Here is an 8,172-nt window from a genome sequence, read left to right as displayed (position 1 = left end):
CGCAGACGCCTGACCAGGCACAACACTCACGCCTAGTGACACGCCGCATCAGCGTGCCCGCAAGCGTTTCCGCAGCTCAGACCGCAGATCTGTGTGCCTTTCTCGCTACACATCTGCGGAACGCGGGCCAGGGGCTGCCATGTGCGATCGTCCGGCAAAATGGCGGGATGCCTCGACCAGTCCCCGCCGACCTGCTGGAAATCGCTGAGGCACTTGTCCCCGACGCTCCTCTTGGCTCCGCACGCCTCGCCGAGCAAGGGAATATGCACCACGTCGTGCTGTTCCCCGGCGTCGCCGCGGTGCGGATCAGCAAGCGCCCCGATGCCGCCGCCGAGTTGCCGCGCCGGGTTGAGATTCTTCGAGCCGTCGCGGCGGCCGGTCTGCCTTTCGCCGTGCCGGAGCCGCTGACTGCGGTGGCCACGTTCGGGGAACGCGCGGCCGTCGCGGTTTCGTGGATCGACGGCGAGTGGTTGCCGGAAGGCATCGGGGACCCGTCGGCGTTCGGCCTGCTTCTGAAGGCACTGCGCGAGGTTGAGATCTCGCCGGAGCTCGAGGCCGTTCTCCACACGCCGCGCCGGTACGCCGATGACCTGGGATGGGCCGACATCCTGAGCAACGAGATCATTCCGCGCCTGCCGACGAAGTGGCGTGACGGCGTGCGGCAGCGGCTGGACACGATGCTGGCGCTCGAGGAGGTCCCGGCCAGGCTCGTCCACGGCGACCTCGGCGCCGGCAATGTCCACTTCGGCGAGGACGGCAAGCTGGCCGGCGTCCTCGACTGGGACATGGCGATCCTGTCCGACCCCGCGATCGACGGGGCACTCGTCGCGACCTGGCACGGCTGGGACGTCCTGCGCGCGGCCACCGACGAGGAGACCTACCGACGCTCCTGGGCCTGGAACGACGCGGTCGGGGTCGGGCACCTCCACGCGGCGTTCGGCGGCAAACCCTTGTCGCACGTCGACGGCTTCGTCCGTTCCGTCGTCGCTTGGTTGGAGGAGCGCGGCTAGCGCCCTACCCCTCGTGCTCGGCCAGGACGCGGCCTTCTCGCGTTCCTCGCCGATGGCTGTCGGGTCTGGTTGACCGCGACTTCGAGGTTCAGCAGCAGCGAAAGGGACTGAGAATCGCGGCAGCCATCAAGGAGACGGGCAAACCCCCACGCGCGAGACAAAGACGAGTCCTGTTCACCTATCAAGGTGGGAGCCAGACCACGGACGGCTCCCCACCCACCCAAGGCATCAACACGCCTACTTGGACAGGGAACATCGTCGAGACCGGCACCGACTCCCACCGCCCCGCCCAGGCCCGCGCAGCCCAGCAGAACTGACACCCGCCCAGGCTCCTCTGGCGACGGTCAGGTATCGCCGAGGTCGATGCAGTGTGTGATCGTCGCATCGTCCGCCGCCACCGCGTGGCGCGCCTCCGCCCGCCGGACACGATGGATGATTTCGGCGGGTCCGCTCGACGCCAGGATGGCCATGACCTCTGGCCAGTCGGCGAGCTGGAACTGGTCCACGATGCGGCTGGCTCCGTTGCTGAGCAGGACGGCGCCGGTGAGTTCGGAGATCGGGCGGCTTCCGGTGATCGCCTCGTCTGCCGCCCGCGGGTCGTCCTTGGCCAGCCAGAAGCCGCCCGGCTGGTTGCGGTTGGCGCGCAAGTCTCGCAGGAGTCGGTGGTACTCGTCGCTCCCCTTGGCGGCGGCCTGGAGCGCGGGCTGGTACGACCGGCTGATGGTCACTTCCCGGGGGTCGGAGACAACGAGCGGCGCATCGTCTGCTCTGTCGAGCACGAGGACCGAGTCACCGAGCACCAGGTACTCGATGAGGCCGCCGGACAGGCGGCACGGCACCAGTTCGCGCGGCCGGCCCGTCCCGCAGCCGAGCTCGTCATCGCCACCCGCATGCCCCACCGCCACCCTCCCGCCGATCAAGGCGTCGACCAATCGCCAACCCACTCGGAGCACACATCCGCTGCCGCGCAGACGCGTCGGGCCCACTGCCCTGCCCTTGATGAGTATCCGGATTCGCCGCGGGTCAGCGGTCTAGGTCGAGCGACTCGTCACCATACGTGAGCCGGATGGCTGGGGCCCCTGGCGAAGGGTCTCGTAACCGGAGCCCTACTCGTGAGGGAGGAGATAACGCCACGAGAGCGCGATGTGTTCGCCGGTTGACATGCGATAGACATGCCAGGATCCGTCACCTGGTATCAGTTGAGCGATCGTGTGCGCCTTGTTGCCCTTGTGGTCCTTGCTCCCCGAGCGCGCCTGCGTCTCGGGTGGCAGGGGGACGCCACTCGGCAAGGGCTTGGCGGGCCTCACAGGAACCGTGACCTGCTCGGTGGACAGTCGTACACGGTCGGTGGAGTACTTCCCGCCCTGGGCGGTCACGCGGTCGGCCAAGCGGGCGAGACGGTCGCGGGCGGTGACGAGCGCGGCGTTGTAGCTGGATGCGGCATGTTCCAGAGACGGCACGTGCACCTCGCGCATCCCGCTGCCGCTGTCGACGCCGAGGACCGTGGTGGGCGCGTCATAGATCCTCGGCGACCCCGCCCGGGGCGAGGCAGTGGCGGGCTGCCCTGCCAGATCACGGTTGAGCGCCTCGACCAGGGTTTTGACCTCGGCGGGTGGAAGGCGCAGCTCGTGCGCTGCGTCGGCGACGGCCCGGCCGTCGGCGTAGACCACCAGCATCGGAGGGCGGACGGCCGCGAGGCCGGGAGCCATCAAACCACCCACCCGCAGCCATTCGGCGACAAGGCGCTGCGCGGGCTCGGCTGAGGCCGGCTCAGGGACTGGCCGGCCAGTCTGCTCCACCCCCGGCATGGTCCCGGTCGTCTGAACTCCTGTGCTGCTACACGCCGCAGGTGCCAACACCAGAGCGACGACCCAACTCCATCTCATATCCCTACAACGATCACTTTCGGCGCGCGGTTCGGGCGTGGTTTCACGACGCCTCACCCCGGACATCCCTGCTTGCCCGGCGGACGCTCCCGCCCTTCACCGAGGTGATCAACGGTCTTCTGCAGGTTTGTTGCAGGTGTTACAACTCCCCAGCGTCCGACGTGGGCGGTCCGGTGGGAGCGAGAACCCTTCGGGCTCCTGTAGACTCTTTCACGCCGTACGGCACGCCGCCTTAGCTCAGTCGGCCAGAGCACTTCACTCGTAATGAAGGGGTCTGGGGTTCGAATCCCCAAGGCGGCTCCCAGCTTGAAAAGCCCTCTCGGATGATCCGCGAGGGCTTTTGCTAGCAGGCCTGGAGATACGTCGGGTCATGTTAGTGGTGGTGGTCCTTACCTGGGCGGCTGCCGCCTCCGTGAAGTTCCACAGGGCACGGCGGGCTTCTGCGCCCCGGTCCCTCCTGTCGGCTCATCGCGTACTCGCTCGGATCGGTCATCGGCGCACGCGATAGCGCAGGTGGAGGACCCGGTTGCCTCGGATCACCACGTCAGGGTCCTCCAGCAGGTGCTGTGTCGACCGACCCGAAGTAGCGCTTGCCGGACCGAACACCACGGGCGCGACATCCATGGCGACCTCGTCGACGAGCCCTGCGGCCAGCACCTGGCCGCCGACGTCGCCGGCGGCGACCTCGACCGTGCGGTCGCCCGCGAGCTGCTGTGCCTTGGCCATGGCGGCCTCGACGCCGTCGAGGAAGTGGAACGGCGCCTCCGGGTCCCAGCCCTCGGGCATCGGCCGGTGCGACACGACGACCACGTGGTCGATCCCGCCCGGCGGCTTGCCGCCCCAGCCGTCCGTCAGGTCGAAGACGTGGCGGCCGACGACCGTCACTCCGATCTGGTCCCAGTACGGCCGGGTGTAGTCGTAGGACGCCTGCGACACCTTCACGTCACCCGTCTCGTCCAACGGGACGTCACCGCTGGACATCCAGTCGAACAGCGGCCCGACCTGATCGTTCGCGTCCGCGATGAAGCCGTCCACCGACACCGTGCTGTCCATGACCACCTTGCCCATGGGCGCTCCTCCGCTCGGAAAGGTCCCATGTTGGCGTGTCGGGAGTCGCCGGCTCTTGTAGGAAATCAATCGGCCGGCAGCGGTCCGACGTCGAGCGCATGGCCGGGATGTTCGCGCAGGAACCGCCGCCGGACGTCGACGTACCGGGTCGGCGTGAGCCCCGTGAACGTTCGGAACTCGTGGCCGAAGTGGGCCTGGTCGAAATAGCCGGCGCGATCGGCGAGGTCGGCCCAGTCGACCGGTCCGGCAGGGTCGATCGCGAGTACGGTGGCGGCGAAGCGGTAGGTGCGGGCGAGCCGCTTCGGCGTAACGCCGATGAGCTCCTTGAACCGCTGTGCCAGATGGGTGCTGCTGACGCCGGCCGTCGCGCTCAGGTCGCTGATCGCCACCCCTCCCGCGGTCGCCGCCATGGCGTTGCTCGTGTGGCGGACCAGTCCCAGGCCGGCGGTCTCGCGAAGCCGTCGCATCAGCTCGTCCTCGAGCAGCGCCAGCATCTCGTACGGCCCGGTCGCCGTGGCCAGCCGGTCTCGCAACTCGGCAACGGCGGGGCGGCCCCAGACCTGCTCCACCGTCACCGGCCGGTCGCACAGCTCGGCCGCGGGCATCGGCAGGAACGGCGCCGGCCCCCACGGCTTGAAGTGCACACCGACTGACCGGGTCCCTGGTGGGTATCCGAACTCGACGGCGCGGGCGGGTGTGGTGACCACGCAGCCGTCGGCGTAATTCGCCGTCTCGATGTCGGTGCCGGCGCGGATGCGGAACGGCGCACCGAGGTTGAGGATGAGCACCGCCGACGGCATCGGCGGCACCGTCAGCCGGGGGTACGGCGGCGCGCCCCTAGTAGCGCAACGTTGGCGAGCTGAGTTCGCCTCACCTGGCGGGTGTGGTGGCCACCGGAATGGCAAGATTCTGCATGTGGATGTCCATCTGCTGGCGAAGCGGCCCGATCTCATCCACCCCCTGGCGGAGATCCGCTGGCGTGAATGGGGCGGAGAGCCGGGCCTCGTGCACTTGTCCGACTGGGTCCGGTGCGCCGAGCAGGAAGCCGGTCACCACGAGTTGCCCGTGACCTTCGTGGCCGTGGACGAGGCGGGCGACGTACTGGGAGGGGTCGGCCTTGCACCGTACGATCTGGAGGAGTGCCGCGATCGGTCCCCGTGGATCATCGGGATGATCGTCCGTGCCGACCTGCGTGGAAGGGGTGTGGGTCAGGCTCTGGTGGATCATCTCGAGCGCTGGGCCGTGGGCCGTGGTGTCGAACGCATGTGGGTGGCGACGGATGGCTGAGCAGCGGAGTTCTACCGCAGGTGTGGCATGGCCATTCACGAGGTCGTCACGGAAGCCGATGGTGACCAGGCGACCGTCTTGACCAAAGCGCTGGTGTGACGCTCCCGGCGCAACGAACCGCCCCGTCGCCGCACACACGTGACGACGCTGGGGTGATCTAAGTCGCAGAATGACGGAGACACCTGATCATCTGGTTCTGCCGGTGGCCTTGGCCGAGGTGGCCGAGATCGGCTTCACGTGGGAGTGGGACGACGAGGCTGACGAGGCCCGCGGTTGTGATTTCGACCCGTACGACCGGTTCGAGGCGCCGGAGAAGACCGCGTGGTGGTTTCGCCTGTGGACCGGTAACGATGAGGTCGACGGCAGCGAATTTCGCTTCTTCGGCACGACCGGGGGAGGCGACTACGTGGGTTTCTGGCTGGTTCGGCCTGGTGCGTCGAACATCGAGCAGCCTGTCGTCTACCTCACGTCCGAGGGCAGATGCGGCGTGGTAGCCCGCGATCTCGGTGACCTGCTGTGGTTGTTCGCGAACGGTCTTGGCCCGACGGAGGCGTTCTCCGACCTGGGTCGTGAGACGCAGCCGGATGAGGCGTTCCAGGCGATCGCGGAGCGGCACGCGCCGGGGAGGCGACGTTCGTCGGCGGAGATCGTGGCGGGGGCGCGGCAGGAGTTTGCGGGCTTCCCAGAGCTCATCCACGCCATGTGCCGGTAAGTGACGTCCGGGCGGCGGGCGTACGCGTCATGGGAGGGTCCAGGTGATCGTCCGCTTCAGGTCCCCGTGGGTGTCGTAGGATCTGGCCCAGCCCAGGGTTTCGAAGCGGCCGTTGTCCTGGTTGATCCACTTGTCCTCGCGGTTGAAGTTGTAGCGGTCGTACGCGTGGACGGTGATGTCCATGGTGGCCTGGTTGCCGTCGACCCGGACGTCCGCGCTGCCCCAGATGGAATGGCGGCCCAGCGCGAACTCCCAGTTCTTGGTCTCCGTCTCCCTGATCTGCGCCGGTTCGCCGGTCATCTGGAAGTTCTGCCGTCCGCTCTCCCGGTAGAGGCGTTCGGCGTTCTCCTGGGCGCGGCGGATCTCCGCGTCCACGGCGTCGCGGATCAGCTTGTCGTCGCGGTACGCCTTGTCGTAGTCGATGTGATAGTCGTCACCGGACCCGTCCAGATAGTGCTTGAAGGTGTCGGCCGCCTCGTCGAACCCCGGCGCCGCTTCCTCGGCGAGTTGCAGCGCCCGCCACTTCTGCCAGGCCACGTGGTCGCCGATCGAGGGCTTGGCGTCCGGGTCGTACGGCCAGGGGTCGTCGAAGGGAATGCCCGGATCGCGGGGCGGACCGAGGTCGTACTTGCCGTCGCGCGGCCCCTCCTCGGGGGAGTTCAGGGGCGGCCGCGGGCGGCTCTCCGGCAGGCCCTCCATCAGCCAGGCCGCGCCTGCGGACGAGGCGGCCATCCCCTTGACCGCGGCCGCGCGGCGCAGCAGCGAGCCCGCCGGGCGGGCCGGGAACGACGGCGGCTTGGCGTGCAGAATCCGGCGCAGGCGGGTCTCCACGGCACGGATCAGCTTGTGGCCGAAGTACCGTTGCAGCCTGCCGCGCAGTGTCGCCACGGCTTTCTTGGCGAACGTCCTCAACATCATGACCGAGCCGCGCGCCTTCAACGCGGCGAGCCCGCCGGAGACGACGGCCATGGACGCCGCCCAGACCAGGGCGAGCAGGACGTAAACCGACAGGAGCTTGAGGACGATCTTGATGAGTTCGACGACCTGGGCGAACAGCTCGCAGCCGTCCGCCAGGGCGTGCAGGGAGGTGGCGAGGCTCTGCAGGTGGCCGGATCGTGCGTCGTCGGCGCGGTACTCGGCCCAGTGGCCGGTCAGGGCGTCGATGTGGTCGCCGGAGTTGTGCTGCGCCGCGTGGTCGACAGCGCCGTGCGCCGTCGGGATGGTCTGGTTTGTGAGGGTGGTGGCGCAAGCCCGGAACGCCTCCCCGCAGGCGCGGATGCGATCCTCGTCCTCCGACGGCCATTCCACGTCCAGGAGGGCGAAAGAGGACTGCAGGTTGGGAGGAAGGGTCAGTGCCATGCGAGCGTGGGATCGGTCAGGGACGAGAGATCGACGTGAAACACCTCTGTCACGAGTGTCCCCTTCATCCCATCGGCACTGCTGAACGCCACTGTACTTCGGCAGGTGCACCATCCGCCTCGACGCGTGCGGCCGGGTTCGTCCGACGCGCGGGCGAGGCCGGATCCCCGCGGTCGTTCCCGCGGCGTACTCTCTGGTCATTCCTCGGCCGAAGGCGGCCCTCTTCGATGCGATGGGTGTTCTGTGCCGGTACGGCAATGTTCACGCTCGTGTCCTGATCCCCTACCTGCGCGATCACGGATGCAGGCGAACCGAGCAGGAGATCCGTGCCGCCGGCCTGGAGGGCCCCGTCCGGCGGTGGTTGGCCGCCGTTTGAGAGCCCGCGTAGGAGCGAGGCGGGGCTCAGGCGGCGGTCATCCGGCGCAGGCCCACGAGTTCGAGCGCCGCGTAGACGGCCACCACCAGCGCTCCGGCCAGCAGGAACGCGACGCCAAACCCGGTGAGCGGGATGAGGCCGGAGAACACGAGCAGTAGGAGCGCCACGCACGACAGCGTGTTTCCCGCGATGACGAACGCGGCGTGACGCGGCGGGATCTGTGGATGACCGGCGATGAGGCCTAGGGCCGCGGCGCCGCCCAGCATGGCGATCCCGAACGGGATGGACCAGGTGGTCGGCAGGCCGAGCGGGCCGCTGAGCGCCTGCGCGCCGGCGAGCATGACCACGCCGAAGACGGCGGTGCTCCAGCCGTCGATGCGCAGGATCAGCCGCAGCCGTCCAGAAGCGTCCACCCTTGTCGTCGTGGTCATGTCGATCTCCTCCTCGGTGCGTGCCCGGTCACAGGAACGGTGC

General features: G+C 68.6%; 9 protein-coding genes and 1 tRNA gene. 4 read left to right on the top strand and 6 right to left on the bottom strand.

Annotated features, from left to right (window positions below; translation table 11 throughout):
* A partial coding sequence (locus E1294_RS34055) for a phosphotransferase family protein (protein WP_246083484.1) occupies window positions 1-1,010 on the top strand: 1,010 nt, incomplete at its 5' end.
* 344 nt (window positions 1,011-1,354) lie between these two features.
* On the opposite strand, the gene E1294_RS34050 is transcribed toward E1294_RS34055, so the two are convergent.
* Together E1294_RS34050 and E1294_RS34045 are read right to left on the bottom strand one after the other, a co-directional pair.
* Window positions 1,355-1,942 carry a hypothetical protein gene (locus E1294_RS34050; protein ID WP_132515083.1) on the bottom strand — a complete coding sequence of 196 codons (588 nt, stop codon included), beginning with the start codon at window positions 1,940-1,942 and terminating at the stop codon, window positions 1,355-1,357.
* A gap of 174 nt (window positions 1,943-2,116) precedes the next feature.
* Complete coding sequence (locus E1294_RS34045) at window positions 2,117-2,719, bottom strand: hypothetical protein (protein WP_132515082.1); 603 nt, start codon at window positions 2,717-2,719, stop codon at window positions 2,117-2,119.
* 403 nt (window positions 2,720-3,122) lie between these two features.
* Here E1294_RS34045 and E1294_RS34040 point away from each other — a divergent pair.
* Window positions 3,123-3,196 (top strand) — tRNA-Thr (locus E1294_RS34040).
* Between the two features lie 189 nt (window positions 3,197-3,385).
* Here the strand turns inward: E1294_RS34040 and E1294_RS34035 are convergent.
* Window positions 3,386-3,964, bottom strand: a complete 579-nt coding sequence (locus E1294_RS34035; protein WP_132515081.1) for a dihydrofolate reductase family protein — start codon at window positions 3,962-3,964, stop codon at window positions 3,386-3,388.
* A 65-nt stretch (window positions 3,965-4,029) separates the two neighbouring features.
* Window positions 4,030-4,764, bottom strand: coding sequence for a helix-turn-helix domain-containing protein (locus tag E1294_RS34030; RefSeq protein ID WP_220448083.1), 735 nt, complete (start codon window positions 4,762-4,764; stop codon window positions 4,030-4,032).
* On the opposite strand from E1294_RS34030, the gene E1294_RS54885 reads away from it, so the two are divergent.
* Both E1294_RS54885 and E1294_RS34020 read left to right on the top strand, forming a co-directional pair.
* A complete protein-coding gene (locus E1294_RS54885) occupies window positions 4,745-5,251 on the top strand; it encodes a GNAT family N-acetyltransferase (RefSeq protein ID WP_220448082.1) in 507 nt (168 codons plus the stop codon). The two genes, E1294_RS34030 and E1294_RS54885, sit on opposite strands and share 20 nt — an antisense overlap.
* Window positions 5,252-5,468: 217 nt before the next feature.
* A complete protein-coding gene (locus E1294_RS34020) occupies window positions 5,469-5,963 on the top strand; it encodes an SMI1/KNR4 family protein (RefSeq protein ID WP_220448081.1) in 495 nt (164 codons plus the stop codon).
* A 27-nt stretch (window positions 5,964-5,990) separates the two neighbouring features.
* Here E1294_RS34020 and E1294_RS34015 read toward each other — a convergent pair whose 3' ends face one another.
* Together E1294_RS34015 and E1294_RS34010 are read right to left on the bottom strand one after the other, a co-directional pair.
* Window positions 5,991-7,322, bottom strand: a complete 1,332-nt coding sequence (locus E1294_RS34015; protein ID WP_132515078.1) for a WXG100-like domain-containing protein — start codon at window positions 7,320-7,322, stop codon at window positions 5,991-5,993.
* 402 nt (window positions 7,323-7,724) lie between these two features.
* Window positions 7,725-8,129, bottom strand: coding sequence for a hypothetical protein (locus E1294_RS34010; RefSeq protein WP_132515077.1), 405 nt, complete (start codon window positions 8,127-8,129; stop codon window positions 7,725-7,727).
* Between the last annotated feature and the right edge of the window lie 43 nt (window positions 8,130-8,172).

The sequence above is a fragment of the Nonomuraea diastatica genome, from assembly GCF_004349015.1.
GTDB classification, from domain to species: Bacteria; Actinomycetota; Actinomycetes; order Streptosporangiales; family Streptosporangiaceae; genus Nonomuraea; species Nonomuraea diastatica.
The sequence above is the reverse complement of the archived record's forward strand: the minus strand, read 5'-3'. Positions and strand labels throughout refer to the sequence as shown.